At 42.7% G+C, this 25,407-nt stretch carries 19 protein-coding genes; 7 read left to right on the top strand and 12 right to left on the bottom strand.

Annotated elements, in window-relative coordinates; genetic code table 11:
* The first annotated feature begins 240 nt into the window (after positions 1-240).
* A complete protein-coding gene (locus GMD3S_RS10645; RefSeq protein WP_000716130.1) occupies positions 241-5,364 on the top strand; it encodes an SIALI-17 repeat-containing surface protein in 5,124 nt (1,707 codons plus the stop codon).
* Positions 5,365-5,433: 69 nt separating this feature from the next.
* Here GMD3S_RS10645 and mraY read toward each other — a convergent pair whose 3' ends face one another.
* Genes mraY through rsmH form a run of 4 tightly spaced genes read right to left on the bottom strand, consistent with a single transcriptional unit; the run spans position 5,434 to position 9,953 of the window.
* Positions 5,434-6,414 carry a phospho-N-acetylmuramoyl-pentapeptide-transferase gene (mraY, locus tag GMD3S_RS0203250; protein WP_000625790.1) on the bottom strand — a complete coding sequence of 327 codons (981 nt, stop codon included), beginning with the start codon at positions 6,412-6,414 and terminating at the stop codon, positions 5,434-5,436.
* A 1-nt stretch (position 6,415) separates the two neighbouring features.
* Entirely contained in the window at positions 6,416-8,671 is a 2,256-nt protein-coding gene (pbp2x, locus tag GMD3S_RS0203245) for a penicillin-binding protein PBP2X (protein WP_000816039.1), read from the bottom strand.
* Positions 8,672-8,674: 3 nt separating this feature from the next.
* A complete protein-coding gene (gene ftsL / locus GMD3S_RS0203240) occupies positions 8,675-8,992 on the bottom strand; it encodes a cell division protein FtsL (RefSeq protein ID WP_000840795.1) in 318 nt (105 codons plus the stop codon).
* Between the two features lie 10 nt (positions 8,993-9,002).
* On the bottom strand, positions 9,003-9,953 hold the full coding sequence (rsmH, locus tag GMD3S_RS0203235) for a 16S rRNA (cytosine(1402)-N(4))-methyltransferase RsmH (RefSeq protein ID WP_000159386.1): 951 nt from the start codon (positions 9,951-9,953) through the stop codon (positions 9,003-9,005).
* A gap of 163 nt (positions 9,954-10,116) precedes the next feature.
* Between rsmH and GMD3S_RS0203230 the strand changes: the two genes are divergently transcribed.
* The 6 genes from GMD3S_RS0203230 (at position 10,117) to GMD3S_RS10360 (ending at position 18,963) form a co-directional block, all read left to right on the top strand.
* Entirely contained in the window at positions 10,117-10,311 is a 195-nt protein-coding gene (locus tag GMD3S_RS0203230) for a helix-turn-helix transcriptional regulator (protein WP_001082470.1), read from the top strand.
* Positions 10,312-10,326: 15 nt separating this feature from the next.
* Positions 10,327-10,869: a DUF3278 domain-containing protein gene (locus GMD3S_RS0203225; RefSeq protein WP_000712409.1), complete on the top strand. Its 543-nt coding sequence runs from the start codon at positions 10,327-10,329 to the stop codon at positions 10,867-10,869.
* A gap of 10 nt (positions 10,870-10,879) precedes the next feature.
* Entirely contained in the window at positions 10,880-11,221 is a 342-nt protein-coding gene (locus GMD3S_RS0203220) for a hypothetical protein (protein ID WP_000838131.1), read from the top strand.
* 12 nt (positions 11,222-11,233) lie between these two features.
* On the top strand, positions 11,234-11,812 hold the full coding sequence (locus tag GMD3S_RS0203215; RefSeq protein ID WP_000711218.1) for a DUF3278 domain-containing protein: 579 nt from the start codon (positions 11,234-11,236) through the stop codon (positions 11,810-11,812).
* Positions 11,809-12,285: a glutathione peroxidase gene (locus GMD3S_RS0203210; protein ID WP_000203035.1), complete on the top strand. Its 477-nt coding sequence runs from the start codon at positions 11,809-11,811 to the stop codon at positions 12,283-12,285. Before GMD3S_RS0203215 ends, GMD3S_RS0203210 begins: the two co-directional genes overlap by 4 nt.
* A 342-nt stretch (positions 12,286-12,627) precedes the next feature.
* Positions 12,628-18,963: an alpha-L-fucosidase gene (locus GMD3S_RS10360; RefSeq protein WP_001083116.1), complete on the top strand. Its 6,336-nt coding sequence runs from the start codon at positions 12,628-12,630 to the stop codon at positions 18,961-18,963.
* Positions 18,964-19,322: 359 nt separating this feature from the next.
* Here GMD3S_RS10360 and GMD3S_RS0203200 read toward each other — a convergent pair whose 3' ends face one another.
* From GMD3S_RS0203200 to GMD3S_RS0203165, 8 genes are all read right to left on the bottom strand, one after another.
* A complete protein-coding gene (locus tag GMD3S_RS0203200) occupies positions 19,323-19,616 on the bottom strand; it encodes a DUF5960 family protein (protein ID WP_000196995.1) in 294 nt (97 codons plus the stop codon).
* Positions 19,609-19,971, bottom strand: a complete 363-nt coding sequence (locus GMD3S_RS0203195; protein WP_000567203.1) for a hypothetical protein — start codon at positions 19,969-19,971, stop codon at positions 19,609-19,611. The genes GMD3S_RS0203200 and GMD3S_RS0203195 overlap by 8 nt, the downstream gene beginning before the upstream one ends.
* Positions 19,968-21,383, bottom strand: coding sequence for a Y-family DNA polymerase (locus GMD3S_RS0203190; RefSeq protein WP_000540287.1), 1,416 nt, complete (start codon positions 21,381-21,383; stop codon positions 19,968-19,970). The genes GMD3S_RS0203195 and GMD3S_RS0203190 overlap by 4 nt, the downstream gene beginning before the upstream one ends.
* A gap of 3 nt (positions 21,384-21,386) precedes the next feature.
* Positions 21,387-22,073 (bottom strand): LexA family transcriptional regulator, encoded by a 687-nt coding sequence (locus GMD3S_RS0203185; protein WP_000284668.1) that lies wholly within the window; start codon positions 22,071-22,073, stop codon positions 21,387-21,389.
* A 261-nt stretch (positions 22,074-22,334) separates the two neighbouring features.
* Positions 22,335-22,847 (bottom strand): GNAT family N-acetyltransferase, encoded by a 513-nt coding sequence (locus GMD3S_RS0203180; RefSeq protein ID WP_000624247.1) that lies wholly within the window; start codon positions 22,845-22,847, stop codon positions 22,335-22,337.
* 62 nt (positions 22,848-22,909) lie between these two features.
* Positions 22,910-23,875: a hypothetical protein gene (locus GMD3S_RS0203175; RefSeq protein ID WP_000242611.1), complete on the bottom strand. Its 966-nt coding sequence runs from the start codon at positions 23,873-23,875 to the stop codon at positions 22,910-22,912.
* A gap of 399 nt (positions 23,876-24,274) precedes the next feature.
* Positions 24,275-24,571, bottom strand: a complete 297-nt coding sequence (locus GMD3S_RS0203170; protein WP_000025675.1) for a DUF4176 domain-containing protein — start codon at positions 24,569-24,571, stop codon at positions 24,275-24,277.
* Between the two features lie 163 nt (positions 24,572-24,734).
* On the bottom strand, positions 24,735-25,391 hold the full coding sequence (locus GMD3S_RS0203165; RefSeq protein ID WP_000248457.1) for a DUF443 family protein: 657 nt from the start codon (positions 25,389-25,391) through the stop codon (positions 24,735-24,737).
* Positions 25,392-25,407 lie beyond the last annotated feature (16 nt).

Here is a 25,407-nt window from a genome sequence, read left to right as displayed (position 1 = left end):
AGCCAATTCTAAGCTAGTCTTACAATCAGATTGAACTATGAAATTACGAATAATTTCACCCTTTCCTCTCTTTCTTCTACTTTTTTAAGGAAAAACAACAGCAAATATGTATCTTGCTAAAAAGCTCTTGACAAATGCTAAACGACCATTAGAATGGGAGGTAAGGAGATAAATAGAAACAAAATAAACGAAACTGCTTCATGAAATGTAAGCGGTTTCTAACAAACAAAGGAGGGTTTTATGAAAAAACACTTTTGGGAGAAATCCTGTCGCTATAGCATCCGTAAACTAACGGTTGGGACTGCTTCTGTTTTGCTGGGAGCTGTTTTTCTAGTCAACCACACTGTAGCTGCAGACAGTGTTGAGGTTAAGCAAACTGAACCAACCTCTGTCGAAGCTATCACTAAGCCTGATAGTGAGCCTAAAGCAGCTGAAACTACTGAAACTACAAATCCGTCTCTAGCAGAAAGTCCAGTAGTTTCCGAAAGCAAACCAGCTAACGAAACTCAGACGACAAATAGCCAAACTAGTTCTGATGCCATTGTAGAAGCTAAAGAAAATAAGGAACCTGAAAAAGCAGAGCAGCCAGTGACAAAGCAAGAAAACTATCAACTCAACTACGATCAGCCAACAGCTCCCTCCTATGATGGATGGGAAAAACAAGCCCTTCCTGTCGGAAATGGAGATATGGGAGCCAAGGTTTTCGGTCTCATTGGGGAAGAGAGAATCCAGTACAACGAAAAGACTCTCTGGTCAGGAGGTCCCCAACCCGACAGTAGCGACTATAATGGAGGGAACTACAAGGATCGCTACAAGGTCTTGGCGGAGATTCGTAAAGCTCTAGAAGATGGAGACCGCCAAAAAGCCAAACAACTGGCTGAACAAAATCTAGTCGGACCAAACAACGCCCAATATGGTCGTTACCTAGCCTTTGGTGATATTTTTATGGTCTTCAATAACCAGAAAAAGGGGTTGGATACAGTAACAGATTATCACCGTGGTTTAGATATCACAGAAGCTACTACGACCACTTCTTACACCCAAGATGGGACGACCTTCAAACGCGAAACCTTCTCCAGCTATCCTGATGATGTCACTGTGACCCACTTGACCAAAAAAGGAAACAAGACGCTTGACTTTACCCTTTGGAACAGCTTGACAGAGGACTTGCTTGCTAATGGTGACTACTCTTGGGAATATTCCAACTATAAGAACGGACATGTCACTACAGATGAACATGGGATCCTTCTAAAGGGGACTGTCAAAGATAACGGCCTTCAATTTGCATCCTATCTAGGAATTAAAACGGACGGAAAGGTGACTGTTCAGGACGAAACTCTAACCGTTACAGGCGCAAGTTATGCGACCCTCTATCTCAGTGCCAAGACTAACTTTGCTCAGAATCCAAAAACCAACTATCGAAAAGACATTGACCTCGAAAAAACAGTTAAAGGGATTGTCGAAGCAGCTAAGGCCAAAGACTACGAGACACTGAAAAAGGCCCATATCAAGGACTATCAAAGTCTCTTTAACCGCGTTAAACTAAATCTAGGCGGAACCAAGACTACTCAAACGACAAAAGAGGCCCTTCAAGGCTATAACCCAGAAAAAGGGCAAAAATTGGAAGAACTCTTCTTCCAATATGGCCGATATCTACTCATCAGTTCGTCTCGTGATCGGACAGATGCTCTTCCTGCCAACCTCCAAGGAGTCTGGAACGCTGTAGACAATCCACCTTGGAACGCTGACTACCACCTCAATGTCAATTTGCAAATGAACTATTGGCCAGCTTACATGAGCAACCTTGCTGAAACTGCCAAGCCAATGATCAATTACATTGATGACATGCGCTATTATGGCCGTATCGCTGCCAAGGAATACGCAGGTATCGAATCCAAAGACGGACAAGAAAATGGTTGGCTGGTCCACACCCAGGCGACACCATTTGGCTGGACTACTCCAGGCTGGAATTACTATTGGGGTTGGTCTCCAGCAGCCAACGCTTGGATGATGCAGAATGTCTATGACTACTACAAATTCACCAAGGATGAGACCTATCTCAAAGAAAAGATCTATCCTATGTTGAAAGAGACTGCCAAGTTCTGGAACTCCTTCTTGCACTATGACCAGGCCAGTGACCGTTGGGTGTCTTCTCCATCCTACTCACCAGAACACGGTACCATCACCATCGGAAATACCTTTGACCAATCGCTAGTCTGGCAGCTATTCCACGACTACATGGAAGTTGCCAACCATCTGAATGTCGACAAAGACTTAGTCACAGAGGTCAAGGCTAAATTTGACAAACTTAAACCACTTCACATCAATAAAGAGGGCCGTATCAAAGAATGGTACGAAGAAGACAGTCCGCAATTCACCAATGAAGGGATTGAAAATCACCACCGCCACGTTTCCCATCTAGTTGGTCTCTTCCCAGGTACGCTCTTTAGCAAGGACCAGGCTGAATACCTAGAGGCTGCGCGTGCTACCTTGAATCACCGTGGAGATGGGGGGACTGGTTGGTCTAAGGCCAATAAAATCAACCTCTGGGCTCGTCTGCTGGACGGTAACCGTGCCCATCGCTTACTCGCTGAACAGCTCAAGTACTCAACTCTAGAAAACCTTTGGGATACCCACGCGCCTTTCCAAATCGACGGAAACTTTGGAGCGACCAGTGGGATGGCAGAAATGCTTCTCCAATCACACACTGGCTATATTGCACCATTGCCAGCCCTTCCAGATGCATGGAAAGACGGTCAAGTTTCTGGCTTGGTTGCCCGTGGTAACTTTGAAGTCAGCATGAAGTGGAAAGATAAAAACCTGCAAAGCTTGTCCTTCCTTTCAAATGTCGGTGGAGACCTGGTTGTAGATTATCCAAATATCGAAGCTAGCCAAATCAAGGTCAATGGCAAACCAGTCAAGGCAACGATCCTTAAAGATAATCGTATCCAGCTTGCAACGCAAAAAGGTGACGTCATTACCTTTGAACATTTCCCTGGCCGTGTGACCAGTCTGACAGCCGTTCGACAAAATGGAGTCACTGCCGAACTTACCTTCAACCAAGTAGAAGGCGCTACCCACTATGTCATCCAAAGACAAGTGAAAGACGAAACTGGCCAAACCTCTGCGACCAGAGAATTTGTAACCAATCAAACCCACTTTATTGACCGATCACTAAATCCTCAACTCGCCTATACTTATACTGTCAAGGCTATGCTGGGCGAAGTTTCCACACAAGTATCTGAACAGGCCACTGTCGAAACCTATAGCGAGTTGATGGACGACCGAGATAGCCGCATCCAGTACGGAGCTGCCTTTGGAAACTGGGCAGACTCAGAATTATTTGGAGGAACAGAGAAATTTGCTGACCTTTCAAAAGGAGACTACACAGACGAAGATCTCACTGCTACCATTCCTTTCACTGGCGTTGGTATCGAAATCTATGGACTGAAATCGTCTGAACTAGGTCTTGCCACTGCTAAAATTGATGGCAAAGAAGTCGGGGAGCTTGACTTCCATACTGCTGGAGCAACTGAAAAAGGTAGTCTCATTGGTCGCTTCGCAGGACTATCTGACGGACCTCACACATTGACTCTTAGTGTTAAACGTGAGCACAAAGGACGTGGTAGTGAGCGCTCGAAAATTTCATTAGACTACTTCAAGATCCTAGCAGGAACAGGCAATACGATTGAAAAAATAGATGATCGCGATTCGCGCATCCAGTATGGTGCCCAGTTTAAGGACTGGTCTGACCCTGAACTCTACGGAGGTACGGAAAAATACGCTGATATTAACAACAGCGACTCTAGTGCAGCTTCAGAAGCTCAGGCAACTATTTCCTTTACAGGGACGGGTATTCGTATCTTTGGCTTAAAGAGCCTCGCTCTTGGACGAGCACGTGTTACACTAGATGGCAAAGAAATGCCAAGTCTAGACTTCTACACTTCAGGTGCAACTGAAAAGAGAGCTTTTATTGGCGAATTTACAAATCTCACTGACGGTCCGCATACCCTGACATTACAAGTTGATCCAGATTCGCCAGAAGGTCGCAAGAAAATCTCTCTAGACTCCTTTGATATCATCAAAGCTCCTGCTGTTGGTATAGATAGCCCGAGCATTGCGCCTCTTAAGGAAAATGACAAAACCATTTCCTTAAGCCTACCAGCTGGAGATTGGGAAGCCATCGCAGTGACCTTCCCAGGAGTCAAAGATCCTCTAGTTTTGCGTAAGGTGGATGAAACGCATCTGGTTACCAGTGGGGATCAGACTATCCTATCAATCCAAGACAATCAAGTTCAAATCCCAATCCCTGACGAAACCAATCGCAAAGCTGGAAATGCCATTGAAGCTTATACCATTCAAGGAAATACCACAAGCAGCCCTATCGTAGCCGTCTTTACTAAAAAGGATGAAAAGAAAGTTGATGAGAAGCAACCAACTACAAGCAAGGGAGAGGAACCAGCTCCTACTGTTGAAATTCCTGAATACACTAAACCTATCGGGACTGCAGGGCAAGAAGTGCCACCCACTGTAGAAAAGCCTGAATACACCGAACCTATCGGAACGGCGGGGCAAGAAGAGTCTCCTACTGTAGAAAAGCCTGAATACACCGAACCTATCGGAACAGCAGGTCAAGAGGAAGCACCTACTGTTGAAAAACCTGAATACACCAAACCTATCGGAACAGCAGGTCAAGAGGAAACTCCTACTGTTGAAAAACCTGAATACACTAAACCTATCGGAACTAGCGGAGATCAGGCCGCTCCAAGCCTTAGCCTTCCTGACTATCCAGTTCAAGTCTTAAAAGATAAGGAGACTGGAGTAGAAATCATCGGTGGAGCCAGCGACTTAGAAGGAATTTCTCACGTTTCTAGCCGACGTGTCCTAGCTCAAGAACTCTTTGGCAAGACCTATGACGCTTACGACCTACAACTTAAAAATCCAACAGATCATAGCGTACAGCCAAAAGGCGCTGTCTTAGTTCGCTTGCCTGTTTCAGCTAGCGTAGAAAACATCTACTACATCACTCCAACCAAGGAGTTGCAAGTCCTTGATTTCACCGTTCGAGACGGAAAGGTAGAATTCATCACTAATCATTTCAGTACCTATGCTGTCGTCTATCAAGCAACTGGAACAAGCTCTAACACAGAGGAAAAACCAAGTACTTCAGATGCAGAAACCTCAGCACACGAGGCTGAACAACTTTCAGCTAGTCCGAGTCTTGCTAAAGCTGGAAATCATTCTCCTAAAGAAGAGCTGCCAGCAACAGGAGAAGCATCCAACCCACTCCTCTTCTTAGCAGGCCTCAGCCTAGCCCTTACAGCCACTTTTATGTTAAAAGGAAGAAAGGATGACTCCAACTAACCTTTAAGCACACAAAAACAGGATGAAGATCACCTTCATCCTGTTTTATTTTGTAATCAGAAATTATTTTTACAGTAGGTATAAAAAGACTAAGGTCAAGAGACTTGCTAGAAGCCCAACTCCCCAAAAGAAGAAGTCAACCTTCCACTCACTCCAAGGATTGCCCTTGCCTGAGAATCCTCCAAGCTCAAAATGGTGATGCACAGGTGTCATACGGAAAATACGCTTTCCACCACTAATTTTGAAGTAGGTAACCTGCATCATAACAGAGCTTGTCTCAAAGACATAGATAATCCCAATCAGTAAAAGGGTCCATTCTTGGTGGAGCGCCATAGAAATAGCTGCTAGCATCCCACCAAGAGCCAAACTTCCTACATCTCCCATGAAGACCTTGGCAGGTTTGTGGTTAAAGACGAAGAAACCTAGCAAACCACCAATCATGGCAAGAATCACAAGAAGAATATCCAATTGATTTTGCATATAAGCAATCACACCGTAGGCCGATAAGCTAATCACCACTGAAATACTTGCTAAGCCGTCGATCCCGTCAGTCAGATTCACTGCATTTGAAAAGCCAACTAGCCAGAAAAGGGCAAAGAAAATATAGAAAATACCCAGATGTACTTGGTAGCCAAAAACTGAAAGCATATCGCCACCGCGCTCATAAAAGAGGTAGAAAATCACTCCTCCAAGGAGCTGGAGAGCAAGTTTTTGCTTGGGATTTAAGCCTTCGTTGATCTTACGAAAGACCTTAAGGAAATCATCCAAAAAACCTACCAAACCATACAAAACCAAGATAAACAAAATCATGCCTACATTGTTGGTCAATTGTTGGGTAAAGAGAGCAGCCAGAAAGCTCACAACTACTGCAACGATAAGGAAGACAAGACCTCCCATGGTTGGAGTCCCAGCTTTAGCTTGGTGTTGTTTGACATCCTCGTGCATCTGCTGACCCGTAATCTGTGCTTTTCGATAAAATCGGATAAAGGCTGGAATACCTATCAAAGTCAATAGAAAGGTCAGAATTCCAGCACTAATGGAACTAATCATCTTAATCTCCTAAAGTTATTTTCATTTTTTTAATGTCTTTGAGGGCTGTATTGGCACGGACACTTTGTTTCTTGACCGTTTTGCCACTACCTTCCCACTCGACTTCTATATTCAGCCATTTGGCAAATGTTTGCACATTTTCATCTGTCCAGCCGTACATATCAGGCATTTCTTCGACCTTATCTGACAGGATCAAGATATGCTGATTGGCTTCCAAATTATCTCCTTCAGAAACCGAGAGTTCCTTGATCTTAGTTCCTGTTCCGATAACGATTGGTTGGACAAGGTTACGACGCAATTCTTCTGCGAGGTCACCTGGGGTAAAGTCCTTGGTAGCTGGCATGGCATAACTTGTCGTCTTGCTGACCTGATCCAAGCTCTTAGCAGTTGACTGAAGATTGAGGGATTCTTTCGTGGCAGAAGCTCGCTCAAGGATTGGGTTGGCAAACTCCCCAAGCTGAACACCCGAATAATGCTCTGGCTGTTGCACCGTCACATAGAGGATAAAGTCAGGATTTTCTGCAGGATGCATCGACACAACAGAGAAGATATAGTTGGTTTCACCTGTCAGGTAACCCCCATTCTTCTCATCGGCAATCTGAGCAGTCCCTGATTTTAGGGCGACATTCTGACCTGGAACATTGACATTTGGTTTTCCTGTACTGTGGTTGTACATGGTACCGTAGACAGGATCTGTTCCGACCATGACCATGTGCTCCCGAGTAGAGGATGCTGCCGCTTTTGACACAGGATTTCCGACAATTTCCTTTTGAGACTTACGGACAGACTGGTCATTCGGGTCATAGAGGGCACTGATAAATTTCGGCTCCAACATAACCCCATCATTGGCAATGGCTGTAAAGGCACGAAGCATCTGGGTCTGGGTAACAGAAATCCCTTGTCCAAATGAACTCATGGCGATATTGACAATGTTATCAGCAGGCAATTGACCTGTGTACTCATCCGCCAGACCAAAACGGGTCGGCACCCCAAACTTAAAGCGGTTAAGGTAGTCCAGCCAGGTTGCATCCCCCATCTTTTGCTCAAGCAAGGTCATCCCGATGTTACTTGAGTGGGCAAATCCTTGAGAGAAGGTCATGGTGCCACCACTAGTCAATCCTTCATTGACGTCCCAGTCTCGAATGGTCGCATCTGCTATTTTCAATTCGCTACTGTTAAAGTATTCGCCACCAGGGAAGGTATTGTTATCAATAGCTGAGGCCAACATCATCACCTTCATGGTTGACCCTGGCTCATAGTTACTTTGATAGAGGATATCACGCCAGACAAAGTCTTTTGTGATGCCATCCTTGGTATCGGCATTGAAGGTCGGCCGTTGGGTCGTAGCCAGGATTTCCCCTGTTTTAGCGCTAACCAAGGTAGCCGTCATATACTTGCCTTTTACTTTTTCCTGGAAGGCATCCATCTGGGTTTCCATAAAGGATTGCAAGGGACTAGAAAGGGTTGTGTAGACATCTTTTCCATCTACTGTTTGTTGAGAAGCTTGATCTGTACCCGGAACAATATTTCCCAGACGATCTTTCTCATAGGTGATGATCCCATCTGTACCCGCCAGAATGTTATTTAAAGAACTCTCCAATCCAGATGTCCCAATCAACCTTTTGGTGCCATCCTCATTTTCATGGAGTTGCGCTAAACCGATAAAGGAAGAAGCAAATTGTCCATTGGGATAACTGCGGTTAGGGCTAGTTGTAAAGTCAACTCCCTCAACACCAGCAGTTTTGAGGTCATTTTTAATAGCCATCATATTGGCATAGGTGATCCCATTTCCCTTGGTCCCAAAGGATACCTGTTTTAGATCTGGTTGAGAAAGCTGTTCTTTGACATAAGACTCCTCCATATCCAGATACTTATGGAAAATTTCAGCTACCTTATTAAATTGAGAATCCTCTACATAGAGAATTTTGCCTGTTGCTGACTTGTAGGTCTTATCAATAACGGCATAGATATTATACGAAGTCGCATCCTCTGCAATAGGCGTTCCATTACGATCGTAGATGGTTCCCCGTTTTGCAGGAATCGTCTTGGTTGTTTGGTGAACCTTGTTGGCTTCTTGAACCAAGTCCTTACCAAATTTTTTACCCGTTCCGATGATGACCGCAAAGTTGACCAAAAAGACAGCGAAGAGTATGACAGCCAATAAACTCAGGCTTTTCCCTACTCTTCGGCGATTTTCTTCTGGAGATTTACGGTTACGAACGGCATAACGGATGATTTTTTCTTTCCACTGTTTCATTTCTTACTCCGCTGCTCGGATATTTTCGTTATTCAGCTGCAAATCTTTAGAGTTTGCAATCTCTTTCAAACGTTCTGAACGAATCAATTCATTGACCTCTTGCTTGGCATCATCTAGCTCGGTTTTCTTTTCTTCGATTTGAGCATTGACCTTGGTCAATTCATTCTGAACTTGTAATAGCTTGGTCTGCATAAACACAACGCTAATTGCCAGGATAATCATTGTTGCAGCAATCGAAACATAGAAGGCCTTTTCCACACGTGAAAAACCTTTAAATTTCGTTTGCAATAACTGGCTTGTTTTTTCGATTCTTTCTGCCATGTTTTTCCTCTTACTTGTGAATTTTTCTAGCCACGCGCAACTTGGCTGAATGCGAACGATTGTTGGCTTCTAGCTCTTCGGCACTTGGCAAGATTGGCTTGCGGGATACCAATTCCATCTTAGGCTTAAGGTCATCTGGAATGAAGGGCAAGCCTTTGGGAACTTCCACTGTTGAAGCTTCTTTGAATAATTGCTTGGTCAAGCGATCTTCCAGAGAATGGAAGGTAATGACCGAGATTCTACCATCCAAAGCCAGCATGTCCATGGCCTGCTGGATGGATTCATCTGCTGCACCCAGCTCATCATTGACTTCGATTCGGATAGCCTGGAAAATCTGCTTGGCAGGGTGCCCTTTTTTCTTGAGCTCCTTGGCAGGCTTGGCCGACTTGATAATCTCTGCTAACTCCGTCGTTGTCTCGATGGGTTTCACCTCACGCGCTTGCTCAATCTTGCGAGCAATCTGTTTAGAAAACTTATCCTCACCATACTTGAAAAAGATCCGAACCAAGTCATGATAGTCATAATGATTGACCACCTCATAGGCCGTCAGACGAGCTTCCTGATTCATCCGCATATCCAGTGGCGCATCCTTTTTATAAGAAAAGCCACGCTCACGCTGATCCAGCTGAGGACTGGACACTCCCAAGTCATAACAAATTCCATCAATTTCCTGGACACCAGCCTCCTGCAAACGTGCCTGCAAATGACGGAAGTTATCCTTGATAAAGGTTACCATCCCCTTTTCGATATAGGGTGCCAACCGTTTTTGCGCATTGTCAATGGCATTCTGGTCCTGGTCAAAGGCATAGAGATGCCCTTTTTCGCTCAATTTACTTAATAAATATTCGCTATGGCCTGCTCCGCCCAAAGTCGCATCAACGTAGATACCGTCAGGTTTTACGTCAAGCATATCAATCGTTTCATGAAGCAAGACCGTTACATGATGAAATTCTTTTGTCATATCTTATCTATTTTACCACAAATCTGACCAGCTTGCACTTGTCAGACAAGGCTAAGTTTCTTCGAAAAAAATTCTCAAAAAAAATGTCGTATATACTTGACACGCTATCTCCAAAAGAATATACTATAGTCAAATATATACGACATATCAGAAAGGAGCCCCTATGAATCGTGTGAAAGAATTCCGCAAGGAACTGGGCATTTCCCAGCTCGAACTCGCCAAAGATATCGGTGTCTCGAGACAGACTATCAACATGATTGAAAATGACAAGTACAATCCAACCCTGGAACTCTGTCTCAATCTCGCCCGCAGCCTCCAAACTGACCTCAATAGCCTCTTTTGGGAAGACGATTTTTAAAAAAGGAGCAAACAAATGAAAAAAGAAACTCTCACTGACAAACTTATCAAACGCACATACGGTATTTCTGGCCCCCTTGACGAACACAAACGGCGCGAGGCCGATCGTATCGGGAATCAAGTCTTTATTGTTCTCTTTTATCTGATGATATTTGGCAACCTCATCCCCTTTGTCCTTGCTTATAAATACCCGCAAATTGTCGCTATCGGTTATCCTCTTGTGGTGTTTGGCATTTCGATGATGGCTGCCCTCTATGTAGTCTCTCAAACCAAGAAAACGGGCATCACAGCTATTGATCCCGAAATGCTGAGTCAAAAAGAAAGTAAACAACTACATTTTCCGGGTCTAAAAGCCGGTCTAATCTATGGCATGGGCATGTTCTTTGGAATACCGCTTCTGAATGTCCTAACCGATGATAGCAAGGATTATCTTGGTTCTCTTTTAAATACAGGGCATTTTGTATCAACTATCCTAGCTACCTTCTTCTTCGGAGTGACCATACAAATTATCGTCTCTCTTCGCATTCGAAAAGCCAAGAAAAACCAAGAAGACGACTAGGAGGTGCCTTATGAAATCACTAGCTAGATTACTGATCAGTCATGTTTTTATCAGTATCTTTGTTACCTTTTTCCTACTTTCTGGACATATTGAGCATCCTTTCTTGATTATCTTTCTTTTATTCCTTCCTGTATTGAACAAGGGACAGAGATTCCAGAAAATCCAATCAAAAAAAATACGTCTTCTAAACGCATCTCTCTGTTTTATCCTCGTATCCTTTCCACAACTTTTAACAAATCCTATGGATTGGAGATACCTGGTATTTCTAATAATCTGTATCATTTTTAGTTTGGTTTACTTCTATACTCTCTATCAACTTTTTAAAGAAGTCAATCAAAAATCGCTCATTTAGGAGGTTACTCCCATGAAAAAAGAAGATTTCACCACTCGCTTACTCAAACTATTCTTTCACATACAAGGGCCTTTTGATGAATGCCGTCAAGAGATGATTTACAAGGCAGGTGCCCGTGCCTTGATCCAAATCGTTTACTCCTCTCTCCTACTCTTCCTGTTCTATCTCCTATTTGGACGCTTCATAGAGTTGGTGCGAGATGCCATGCCCTACCTCTATTTTGGACTTATCTTCGTCCTCTCATCTAGGGCGAGACTAGCAGTTCGCGACTTACATTTGGACAAGGATGACCCGTCCGAAATCCATCATAAAAGCTACAGCAAAAGCCAAATCAACCTTCGTAGTTGGGGTGTATTTTTCGGTATTCTAATTGGTTTATTTACTTTGCTATGTTTCCATAAACTCTATGTCCAACAAATTCCTCTTTCTATTTTTTTAGAAAAACTTTTTCAAACAGATATCCTTATCCCTTTACTGGTATTTGGTTTGAGTATTGCTGCTATCTTTGGAACTATGGTTAATGCATTTCTATCACTACAGGAGGAAAAAACTCCTAACAATCGCAATCCTAAGGAGAAAATAAATCAATGACCTCATTATACGATTTCTCAGTCTTGAACCAAGATGATCAAGAAACATCACTTGAAAGCTATCGTGGTAAGATGCTCTTGATTGTCAACACTGCTACCGGATGTGGGTTAACGCCCCAGTACCAGGGACTTCAAGAACTCTATGAACGCTATCAAGATCAGGGCTTTGAAATCCTAGATTTCCCTTGCAATCAGTTTATGGGACAAGCACCCGGCAGCGCAGAGGAAATCAATAGTTTCTGCAGCCTACACTATCAGACTACTTTTCCTCGCTTTGCCAAGATCAAGGTCAACGGCAAGGAGGCAGATCCTCTTTATGTTTGGCTAAAAGACCAGAAGTCTGGCCCGCTAGGAAAACGAATCGAATGGAATTTTGCTAAGTTTCTCATTGGTCGAGATGGGCAAGTCCTTGAGCGCTTCTCTTCCAAAACAGACCCCCAAACCATCCAAGAGTCTCTCAAAAAAATACTCTAATTTCTTTTCAAAACGTATCCTTTCATTTAGTTTGAGCCCTGAAAGGATGCGTTTTTTCTTTAAAAAGTAACTGATTTTCTTTAATTTATATTTATTTTTTTGCTTTTTGCTATTGCAATTCTTTCATTAATTTAGTATATTTGTTATATTAAAAGTTTTCAGTCATTTTAAGGGAGAAATGACCTTTTAAATTTTTTTATCTTAAAATGAAAGCGCTTTATAAACAGGAGGTAAGGTGGCTTACAAATTATCAGAGAGTTTTTTCATTAAATCAAGTTGTAACCAAGTCAGACTTGGGCTTGGGCAGTAGCTGACTGCCTTTCTAAAAACTAGGAGTATATTATGAATCGATACCTTTTTGAAAAAGGGCAAACATTTAGCATTCGGAAGTTGACTGTAGGTGTGGCGTCTGTTATCGTGGGACTGGCATTTTTTGCTTCTGGAACCGTGCGTGCAGACGAAACGTCTCCTGCCACAACATCCAATTTAGATCAGCAAATGAAACAAGTCGCAGATATAGAAGAGACCAAGGCTGAACCAGTCAAAAAAGAAGGCCGAGTAGAGACCGAAAAACAAGAAACACCTGCTGCCGATACCAGCAGTGCTGATTTGCTCCCTGAAGAAATTCAGGACCGTGCCTATCCAGACACACCTGTCAAAGAACTCGACACGACAACTATCGTTGACAAGAAAGCTAGTCCAAAAGTAGAAACCAAGAGCATTCTAAAGGATAAAGAAGAAGCACCAAAAGAAGCTGAGAACGGAAACCGTGCCATCATTAATGGTGGACAAGACCTCAAACACATCAACTACGAGGGGCAACCTGCTACTGCTGCCACTATGGTTTACAGCACTTACAATGCAGGGGAGCAACGTTACCTCGTTTCAGGATCTGGTATCTTTGTTGCACCTAATTTGATTCTTACCGTTGCTCATAACTTCCTAGAGGCCAATAAAGAAACTGGCGAAGGTCACATTCGTGGTGGAAAATCTGCCCAGTTCTACTATAACGTTGGTTCAAACAGCGAAAAGAAAAATTCACTTCCATCTTCTGGAACTACGGTTTTATTCAGAGAAAAGGACATCCATTTCTGGAACAAGAAGGAGTTTGGAAAAGGCTATAAGAACGACCTTGCTCTTGTAGAAGCTCCTATTCCTCTTCCGATTGCTAGTCCAAACAAAGCAGCAACCTTTGCGCCTTTAGCGGAGCACAAAAAACATCAGCCGGGAGAAGCCATCAGTACGATTGGCTACCCAACTGACTCAAGCTCAAAAGAGCTGAAACAGCCTATCCTAGCTGGCCAACTTTACAAGGCTGACGGGACTATCCGATCTGTTGAGTCCTATGATGATAAGGGAACAACCGGTATCACCTACCAAACCACTTCTGTATCTGGTTTGTCTGGTGGTGGGATTGTGGATAGCCAAGGAAAAGTTCTCGGTGTTCACCAACACGGAACCGTTGACAATGGTGTTCCTGAAAAGGATCGCTTTGGTGGCGGACTCGTCCTTTCACCTGAACAACTGAAATGGGTTAAGGACATGATTGCCAAATATGGTGTGAAAGGGTGGTACCAAGGAGATAACGGAAATCGTTACTACTTTACCGATGAGGGGCGTATGCTTCGGAACGAAACAGCTGTTATCGGAAGCAACGAATATTCCTTCAACCAAGATGGGATTGCTACCTTGACCAAGGGAGTTGAATACGGTCGTGTGGTTATCCAACACGAAGACGAAGAAGGAAATCCTGTCAAAGATAATGACACCTTTATCGAACAGACAGCTGTTGATTCTCCATTTGACTACAATTTCAAAAAAGAAATCGAGAAAACGGAGTTCTATCAGAAGAATAAAGACAAATACGAAATTGTATCCATTGATGGCGTAGCAGTCAATAAACAACTAAAGGATGCTTGGGCTGAAGATCACAATGTTGTCAGCAAAGCGCCTGCCGGTACACGTGTCATCAAGGTGGTCTATAAAGTTAACAAAGGCTCCTTCAAAGTTTACTACCGTCAAAAAGGAACCACTACTGAACTAGCGGAAGCGACAGTTGATAACAATGACGGCCAAGAGTATGACGTTTCCTTTGTCAACACCTTCCATGCAAAAGACATTGCTGGCTACCGTCCAGTCAAGGCTAGCCTGGAAGCAACTATCCAGCAAAAAGGGGTGAATGAGGTCGTCTTTGAATACGAGCCAGTCGCTGATACGGCTAATCCAACGACTCCGACTCCACCAGTCACTCATCCAGAAGATAAAGAAACCGAAATTGGCAATCATGGACCACTTCCAAGCAAGGCCCAACTCGATTACCACAAGGAAGAATTGGCAGCTTTCATCCACTACGGAATGAACACCTATACCAATTCTGAATGGGGAAATGGGAAAGAAGACCCTCGATACTTCAATCCAACCAACTTGGATACTGATCAGTGGATTCGCACTCTGAAGGAAACGGGCTTCAAACGAACCATTATGGTTGTTAAACACCACGACGGATTCGTTGCTTATCCTTCTAAGTACACCAACCATACCGTAGCGGCTAGCCCATGGAAAGATGGTAAGGGTGACCTTCTCGAAGAAGTTTCCAAGTCTGCTAGCAAGTACGACATGAACATGGGTGTTTACTTGTCACCATGGGATGCCAACCATCCTAAATACCATGTTGCAACCGAAAAAGAATACAACCAATACTATCTCAACCAGCTGAAAGAAATCCTTGGAAATCCAAAATACGGAAATAAAGGGAAATTTATCGAGGTTTGGATGGACGGTGCGCGTGGTAGCGGTGCCCAAAAAGTAACCTATACCTTTGATGAATGGTTCAAATACATCAAAGAAGCCGAAGGAGATATCGCCATCTTCTCTGCTCAACCGACAAGCGTTCGCTGGATCGGAAATGAACGAGGTATAGCAGGCGACCCTGTATGGCATAAAGTCAAAAGGGCCAACATCACAGATGATGTGAAAAACGAATACCTCAACCATGGTGACCCTGATGGTGATATGTACTCTGTAGGGGAAGCTGATGTTTCGATCCGTTCGGGCTGGTTCTACCATGACAATCAACAGCCGAAATCACTCAAAGAGCTGATGGATATCTACTTTAAGTCTGTTGGTCGTGGAACCCCACTCCTTCTCAATATTCCACCAAATAAAGAAGGAAAATTTGCAGATGCGGATGTGGCTCGCTTGAAGGAATTCAAAGCAACCCTAGATCAAATGTATGCGACTGACTTTGCCAAAGGTGCCACCGTAACAGCAAGTTCGACTCGTCAAAACCACCTCTACAAGGAAAGCCACCTCACAGACGGTAAAGATGACACCAGCTGGGCGCTCTCAAATGATGCCACAACCGGTAGCTTTACAGTCGATTTGGGGCAAAAGAGACGCTTTGACGTCGTTGAACTCAAGGAAGATATCGCCAAAGGGCAACGTATCTCTGGTTTCAAGATTGAAGTTGAAATCAACGGACGTTGGGTGACATACGGCGAAGGTTCGACCGTTGGTTACCGTCGCTTGGTTCAAGGCAAGCCTGTAGAGGCACAAAAAATTCGTGTAACCATCACTGGTGCTCAAGCAACTCCAATCTTGACCAACTTCTCAGTCTACAAGACACCAAGCAGCATTGAAAAGACAGATGGCTACCCTCTTGGACTTGAATACCACTCAAACACAACAGCAGATACAGCCGGAACAACTTGGTACAATGAATCTGAAGGTGTTCGTGGCACTTCTATGTGGACCAATCAAAAAGATGCCAAAGTAAGTTATACCTTCACAGGAACCAAGGCCTATGTCGTTTCTACAGTCGATCCAGGTCACGGAGAAATGTCCGTCTATGTTGATGGTCAAAAGGTTGCAGATGTGCAAACTAAGAATGCTAGCCGTAAACGCAGCCAAAAAGTCTTTGAGACAGGCGATTTAGCACCAGGCCAACATACTATTACCCTTGTAAACAAAACAGGCGAACCCATTGCTACAGAAGGAATCTACACCCTAAACAATGATAGTAAAGGGATGTTTGAACTCGAGTCTACTAACTACGAAGTCGAAAAAGGAAAACCAGTCACTGTTAAGATTAAACGCGTTGGTGGAAGCAAGGGGGCTGCTACTGTTCGCTTCATCACAGAACCTGGAACTGGAGTTCACGGTAAAGTTTACCAAGATACAACTCAAGATGTGACCTTTAAAGATGGAGAAACAGAAAAGACTGTTACCATCCCAACGATTGACTTTACAGAACAAGCCGACTCTGTCTTTGACTTCAAAGCCAAGCTCACTTCTGTCACTGATGGTGCCCTGCTCGGTTTTGCTACAGATGCAACCATCCAAGTGATGAAAGCTGAATTGCTGGTCAAGGACCAAACAAGTTATGATGACCAAGCTAGTCAGTTGGATTACAGTCCTGGCTGGCACCATGAAACCAATTCCGCAGATAAATACCAAAAGACGGAGTCTTGGGCTTCCTTTGGTCGCTTAACTGATGAACAAAAGAAAAAGACAACTGTCACAGCCTACTTCTACGGTACTGGACTTGATATCAAGGGCTATGTCGATCCAAATCATGGTATCTACAAGGTATTCCTCGACGGCAAAGAAGTTCCTTACCAAGATGGAATGGGAAATGCTTCAACTATTGATGGTAAGAAATACTTTAGCGGTCGTGCAGCTCAACGCCAAGGCAATCAAACTCTGGTTAGCCTAAAAGGTCTGGACGAAAACTTGCACGCAGTCACACTTCAACTAGATCCTGATCGAAACGATTTGTCTCAAAATATCGGTATTCAAGTGGACCAATTCATCACTCGTGGCGAAGGTAGCGAACTCTACAGCAAGGCAGATATCATCCAGTCTATCTCAAAATGGAAAGACGATCTGTCCAACTTTGATCCAGCAGGCTTGAAGAATACGGCTACTGCACGCCAAGCTTTCCAAGCAAATCTAGAAAAATTGAGAAACCAACTCAGTGCTGATGCAGTGGATGTTCAGGATGTCATGTTGACAGTCAGTGCCCTACAAGATATCCTATCCAAGGATGAGAACTATCAAAAAGGCCAAGAGGAACCTAGTCCAGAGCAACCGGAACAGCCAGAAGAACCTGAGAAACCTGACCAGCCTGAACAACCAGCTGAACCAAAACAACCGGAAATTGAGTACGATAAGGCTATGGACAGCTTGGCAAAAGCTATCGAGAAAAAAGTCGCTGAGCTTGGATCCAACAAGGAAGCTAAGAAGAAATTATTAGCAATTGCTGACCAAGCCATTGCTGCAATCCAAGAAGCTAAAACTCAGGAAGCAGTCAATAAAGCGCTAGAAACTGCTCTCGAACAAATCAACAAACTCGAAGCGGCTCAGCCTGAGAAACCTGCTGAACCTGAAAAACCAGTTCAGCCTGAAAAACCAACTCAACCTGAGAATCCAGTTCAACCTGAGAAACCTGGCCAGCCTGAGCAACCAGCCGAACCAAAACAACCGGAAATTGAGTACGATAAGGCTATGGACAGCTTGACAAAAGCTATCGAGAAAAAAGTCGCTGAGCTTGGATCCAACAAGGAAGCTAAGAAGCAATTGTTAGCAATTGCTGACCAAGCCATTGCTGCAATCCAAGAAGCTGAAACTCAGGAAGCAGTCAATCAAGCGCTAGAAACTGCTCTCGAACAAATCAACAAGCTCGAAGCAGCTCAACCTGAGAAACCTGCGCAACCGGAAAATCCTGTTCAGCCTGAAAAGCCGACTCAACCTGAGAAACCAGCTCAGCCTGAAAAACCAACTCAACCTGAGAATCCAGTTCAACCAGAAAAACCGGCTCAGCCTGAGAAACCTGCTCAACCTGAAAAACCAGTTCAGCCTGAAAAGCCGACTCAACCTGAGAATCCAGTTCAACCGGAAAAACCGGCTCAGCCTGAAAAGCCAGCTCAGCCTGAAAAACCAACTCAACCGGAAACTCCGGCTCAGCCTGAAAAGCCAGCTCAGCCTGAAAAACCAACTCAACCGGAAACTCCGGCTCAGCCTGAAAAGCCGACTCAACCTGAGAATCCAGTTCAACCGGAAACTCCAGCTCAACCTGAGAAACCGGCGCAACCTGAGAAACCGGCTCAGCCTGAAAAGCCGACTCAACCGGAAAATCCAGCGCAACCTGAGAAACCAATTACTTCTTCAAGTCCTGAGGAAGGGGTTAAAGACCTTGTCTTTACACTTCCAAACTTGGAAATCGTCAATAAGGTCGTACCGTTCAAGACGATTCGTCGCGAAAACCCACAATTAGACAAGGGAAAAGAGCAAGTTCTATCAGAAGGGAAAGACGGTCTCTTAGTCGAGTATGTTGAAGTGGACGGTGACAATCACAAGGTTCTCCAAACAGAAGCAACTCCAGCTCAAGATCGAGTGATTGAGGTAGGTAGCAAACAAAGCTCAGTTGGAACAGAAGCGCCACCAGTTGTGACCCTTCCTGAGTATGTTCTACCAAGAGAGATTGAAAAACCTGCTCCAGCCGTAACAGATAATTCATCAGCAAAAGATGAAAAAGCTCCTGTTACAGCTACAGTCAAAGAAGACAAGGAAAGACTACTCCCTGCAACTGGGGAACAAGAAGCAACTGCCTTCCTATTCTTGGCAGCTATTACTTCTATCTTGTCTCTCCTTATCTTCCAAAAGAATTTCAAAGACTAAAAGAAATCTTTGATTGATTCTTTTCCATTATTTCAGTTCCCCCGTAGAGAAGACCATCTGGTCTTCTCTTTTTCTATCTATAAAATTAAAAAACATCCACAAATATACATGGATATTTTGGTATGACTCTGTAAAGTAAGATGATCATTGAGAATAGCTGTTCTCAAATCCAACCACGTTTTCAAATAAACGCTCATCTAAAAAAGAGTGCCCCTTGTCTTATCTCATCAGAATTACCATCATAAGTTTCTGCAAGAACTCCACAGATAAAAGATGGTGTTTCGAATTCCAATACCATGAGATTTTCTGACGCTCACAAGCCATCTTTCCTAAATCAGACTTTCCTCTTCCACACCTAGTCACTGACTACTATTTTTGAGTCCAGCATATGCATAGGTTCGATTTCTGGGACACTCTTTTTCCGTCACCACCCTAAAATAAAAGCGATGCTCCCGCCCATCCTTGGCATTTTCCTTGTTTAAGACAAAGTAGCTTTTCTGATTCATCGCCATGGTGCGTAGGATATCATCGATCAAAAAAGTCAAGGGAACATTCAAGGCAGAGTATTTTTGAAAATCCTCTTCAAAGCGGATATAACTATCTGAAAAATAATCCATCTGCAGTTTGTTTTCATACAACTCTTTTCTAGTCATACACTCCCTCCTCCCACAGTCGAATTTCGAGGACATCTACAATCTCTATCAGCCTATAACCCTCATTGGTCCTAATAGATAGAGTTTGAGGTGATAATTCGCTTACCTCACCAATGATCGTGGTTTTATGCCTTCTTTCCTTGACCACAAAGCATCCCTTCAGTTGCCCAACATAAAGCTGCGAAAGCAAGAGTAGCTTCTCAGCGGAATTCAAACTCGTCGAAAAAGCTACCCGATTTTTCTCTTCACCGAGTGAACTAGTATGCTCTGAGAGGAAAAAGCCCATCCACTTCTGCATCCCTGGATCTTGATAGTCACGCGCAGATGGAAAGGGTAAATAAGAACGATCAATCATTTTAAACCATCTAATCCTCCAGCAGAATGCCCCCCAATCAGCTTGCTTCTGGCAAGACTCCTAGAGGCTTCTTCCAGTGCATTGGCCTTTAAAAGGGAGGTAAAACCAAATTGTTCCCGAATGGCATCAATAGCCGTCTGGAGCCTTTCTTCTTTTTCTAACTTGTCAACATCATCAAAGAGGGAGATCAAGCCAAAGGACTCGTCCACAAATCCCGAATAGTTGACTCCGACACTTCTGACCGCTCCAGAAGTGTATTTGTTATGAAATAGCTTCAAAACGTGGTCTGTTAAAACAGCAGTATTATTAGTCGGTTCGACCTTCATTTGTGTGTGAATAGACGACCTGACCTCCTGCTTAGAGAAACCAACATAGAGAGAGACAAGGGTTGTTTTCTTGCCCGCCCTTCTCAGTCTAATAGCCACCTGCTCCGCCATTTCTCGAAGAATAATTTCGATATCCCGTAGCTTCACGTAGTCTCTCGGCAAGATTTGAGAATTTCCCAAGCCTTGGGACTTGGCTTTATAGGGTTTATGAACATTACTCTCATCAATCCCGTTAGCATGAAACCACAAACGCAGGCCAGCCTGACCCAGAGCTTTCTTTAGCTGGTCTGGGTTGCTGGTGGCTAGTTCTTTAATCGAAAAAATCCCCAGAGTATGCAAGCGTTTCTCCATCCGCCTGCCAATCCCCCAAAAGTCCGTCATCTTGGGAATGGCCCAAACCTTCTCTTCCACATCCTGGTAAGACCAGTTGGCCCTCATGGTCGGAGTGTGCTTGGCCTCATTATCCAGAGCCAACTTGGCCAGTAAGGGATTGGCATTGGACATACCCACTGTAGAGTAGATCCCTGTCTGCCTCCAAATATCCCTCTGGATGCGAGCAGAAAGCATATCTAGCTTGTCTTTGCGAGAGAGACTCTTGTTTGGGATAAAATAGTTGAGCGAACTAGTCAAATCAATAAAACCTTCATCAATAGAGTAGGGATAAATATCATCTGGGCTACCATAGTTTTGAAAGATTCGCTGGATTTCCATATTGACCGCTATGTACTCATCCATCCTAGGAGGGACAATCAAGGTGACTTGAGCCCAATCTTCGATGTAGCGAACATAGTCTGAGTCAGTAGGCAAACCTTGCTTTCGAGCATTGTAATAGGAAAATTTGCGCGTTTTGATATCAAAAGGCAGATCATAGGCCCGGCCAACATTAGACTTACCAAAAATCTTCTTAAACATGGGAGAGGAAGCTAAGATAAGACCAGTAGAATTTTCCGCGCGACTCATGACACAAAGCGAGGTCTTCAGCGGATGCAAGCCCCTTTTCACACACTCAACACTGGCATAAAAAGATTTCATATCGACAAAGGCAATATCACTTTTGGGCTCTCTGGAATAATCAAAGTAGCCCATAGGCTAACCCTCCATCGGCACAAAGTTCCCAACGATAATCCCCACAATCCGAGGATCTTCCTCATAGGAGATGAAAATGTCCTTATATTTAGGATTTATAGAAACCAGACGCAGGCCATCTTCCTCCCGATAGACCCGTTTGATATAGGTCTGGTTGTTACAAACCACTGCATAAACCGCCCCATCATAGTCAAATCCTGTTTCCCGAATCAGAGCCACCGAACCATTTTGATATTTAGGTTCCATAGAGTCCCCAGATACCCAAGATGCAAAATCATGGGCCAACTCCTCGTTAAAGTAAACCGTATCAAAATTCTGGTCATCGTAGACCGAAGCCCCAATCCCTGCTGACATACGTTCATAGACACGGTACTCGTAGAGGCGCTCTGGCATGGTCGCCACCTTCTGAGTTTGTTCTTCTTGAGCCAAGTTGCGAGCATAGAGCACAACCTTGTCCTTCCCTTGCTTGGAAAGGCTATTGTAGAGACGGACAATCTCAATCTGAGTAAAATAGCCTTTTGCTACCTTTAAAATGTTCTCTAGCTGAGCAACCTTCTCCTGGGATGGTTCCTTAATCCCACGTTCCCAAGCCGAGTAAGCCTGAAAACTAATCCCTAATTCCTCTGCAATTTCCTTCTGTGTCAATTTTAACTCTTTTCTCCGAGCCTTGAGTTTTTCTGGTTGGTACATGATTCACCCCCTAGTGTGATGTTTTATTGAGAATATCTCTCTTAGAAAAACAAATCGACGGTTGAGCTTACACCTCTAAAACTCAACCAATTCGGTTTAGTTTTATTATATAAAAAAAGTGGACGATTGTCCACTGGGAAAATCAAATTTTAACAGACACATCTGGAGATTCTAAACAAAAAACATCCAAGAAAACATTCTTGAATGTCCGTAAAGATTGATGACTCCATTAACCTTGTCAATAGACTGGAAATAATAATATTATGGCCTCCTTATCTCAAATACTGCTGTATGAACCCACTCATTATGAATGTGTAAGTCATTTTCTATCATCCTACTAAAGGTGAAACCATTTTTTATAAGCACCCTCTGAGAGGCTAGATTACCCGTTGCCGTTCCTGCAATGATTTTATTTAAACCATAAGTCGTAAAGGCCTTGTCTAAAACGAGTTTAACCGCTTCGCCAGCATAACCTAAGTTAGTAACATTTTCCCCAATCCTATACCCAAGCTCTGCTGTTGTTCGATCATTCTCTAAAACACTTAAATTGATTCTGCCGACCATCATGCCTTGCGAATCTCTGATAAGATGCATATAGACATCACGATTCGTTTGTTCCGTTAACAATTCCCTCGTGATTTCTTTAAAACCTTCTAAACCAAAATAGTTAGCTGGTCTAGGAGGTAAATTTCGTTCAAAATACTCTCGATTTTCTTTTTCAAAAGAATAAACGTCTAGACTATTTTCCTCAGACAACAGCTCTAAACTAATCATTACAAAACTTCCCTTCTCTTCTTAGTAAAAATATTGTGAGACTTACCTAGCCCTAGCAACTCCTACTCTAATTTTTGCAACAGCTTTACAACTTGACGATTTTCAATCTTCACATAGTATACACCACTATCATTGACAAGTTTATCCTCTTTATACTTAGCAATTTTGACAGCATAAAGACCGCGTGGTAGGGGTTGGTTGGCAAAAAATTCCTTCATGAGCGCTTCAAGCTCTTTAAGATAGTCATCATACAAGAGATCTCTTTTTTCTTTTGGAACGAAATATTGAAATTCAAATGTTGGTATAAAAATCTCTTTTTGGAAAAGATATTGAGCATCCATTGGATACATTCCTTGCAGAGCTTGGCCCTTGCTTTGATTTTCCTCTAATATTTCATTATAAAGATAGATATTATCAGATTGGTTATTAAATTCAAAATCAATACCTTGATACTTCAAATCAGGCAGTTTAGGATCTTTGATTGAACTGTCCAGTGTTTTTAAAAATTCACTGGTTCCTGGACTAACTTCAATCCCTAAATAGGCTAATTCTGGGAAAACATCATAAATTTTTTTACCATTTTTGTAATCGACCTCTGCATCTGTCTTTCCATATGTTTCACTTTTCGAAAAGCGAGTATAGTATTTAAATCGAGTTTTAACCTGATAGGTTTTTCCAGCTATATTTTCACTATAGGTACCATGGATTATAAATCCTCCCACACTTGTATAGTTTTTCTCGTATTTTTCTAACTCAAACTGCCCTGTAAGACCGTAATTTTGATAAGAACGATGCACAGCTTGCTCAATCTCAGTTCGATTTGCATGGGCAAACAGCCCCCACATATCCATTAGAGAAAGAATAGGACTGAACACTGTGAAGATTACGATTGGGATCACTATGGATAAGCAACCTATTAATAGCCAATTTCTTTTCTTGGAATTCCCTTCAGATTTTTTAGCAGTTTTCTGTTTTCTTTTTAAGATTAGAATGAGCAAAACCAAGATTCCTAATACAAATAAAACCAATCTACACTCTCCTTTTATCGTGGATAGCTGTTAACAGGTGTATAGGAAGGAGGCTAACAGAAATACTCTTCTCACCTGCTAACTTATCCTGAAATCCATAAACTCGTCTGAAATGAGGAACAATCCTTATCCCATTATATCACATGAGCAATACCGTAAGAAGAAGAGAAAAGTAAAAAATGTCTTTGTTTATTATACTACAATATCAAAACAGCCCTTTCCTATAGAAACAAAGCTATATTTTGGTATCATAAATTTTGGCTTATAGCCACACAGACTTAGCTGTATGATGGGAAAATAACTAAAAAAACGAGGAGTTTCTTTAATGTCAAAGTAGCTCCTCATTTTTGATTTCTATTTAGTATTGTGATATTTTGCAATAATCTTTACAGATGCACATTATTTTGTTACACCCTTTTTAATTGTTGTTGCATTTTCATCAAGCCAACGTTGATAAATTTCGGCGAACCGTTCTTCTTCTTCATCACTATAGCCTTTATAAACCACTTTATCTACATCATCACGATTGAAGTAAAACAACTGTTCTGGGTTTAGTCCCATTGGATAAAAAGCAGCAGAATAGTCAAACAAAACATTTTCACCATTCTGTTCTATAGTAACCCCACGATTGAGAATCATTAGTTTTTGACTCCCCTCTTTTAAATAAACAATTGTTCCAATTGGCAAAATAGACATTTTCTTGTTTTCCTTTCAATTTATAATTTCTTTATTTCTACAATGCTATACGCCATCGTATTAGCATTCTTAAACTTTAAATGCATCATTCAACACCCAAACACTTTCTGAATGGATTGAATACCTGAATCAAAGTCTTTTCTAACTTCTCGGCATTCTGTATTTATAGTTCTTCAATTTCAGTTAATGTTAGTGTCTTATAATACTCTGGGATTTGTGGCATTCTCAGTATTACAAAAAACCACCACGAAATTATGCCATTTATAACCAATATAGCACTTTCATAACCACTGTCAAGTCCTATAAAAAATGCTAAACAAACCGTATTAATTCCAAGAGTAATATACCACCAATCAATCATTCGTTTCCCTTTGGGTTCAAAAACAAGTCGGCAGCGTTTGCTGTTTTGGGGAACTCTTGATTCAAACTTTCTTACCGCACTTTTTTCATAAAAGACAGCCATAAGATAAGACAAAAATACAGAGAAAGCAAATAGCACTACTTTCATTAAAATTTGCTGATTGATTCCCCAGCTAATAAAGGCATCTTTCATCAGTGTATGAGAGAAGCCCACAAGTGGCTGAATCATGATAACTAGAGCAGTAGATGCGCCTATTGGTGTCTTCGATTTTATTCTAAAACTATCATTAGATGGAGATAACTCAACCATTTCAGCAGTAACCTCTTTCGGAAGCGAACCGAAGAAATAGGATTTGCCTTTTATAGTGGTAGGATCTAAGATATAACTTTTATTCTTAAACTCAACGATTCTAAAAACTGCTATATTTGAATATTTAAATTTTAATTCCACATTTACCACCAAAACACTTTCTGAA

Source organism: Streptococcus sp. GMD3S (genome assembly GCF_000298695.2).
Taxonomy (GTDB): domain Bacteria; phylum Bacillota; class Bacilli; order Lactobacillales; family Streptococcaceae; genus Streptococcus.
The sequence above is the reverse complement of the archived record's forward strand: the minus strand, read 5'-3'. Positions and strand labels throughout refer to the sequence as shown.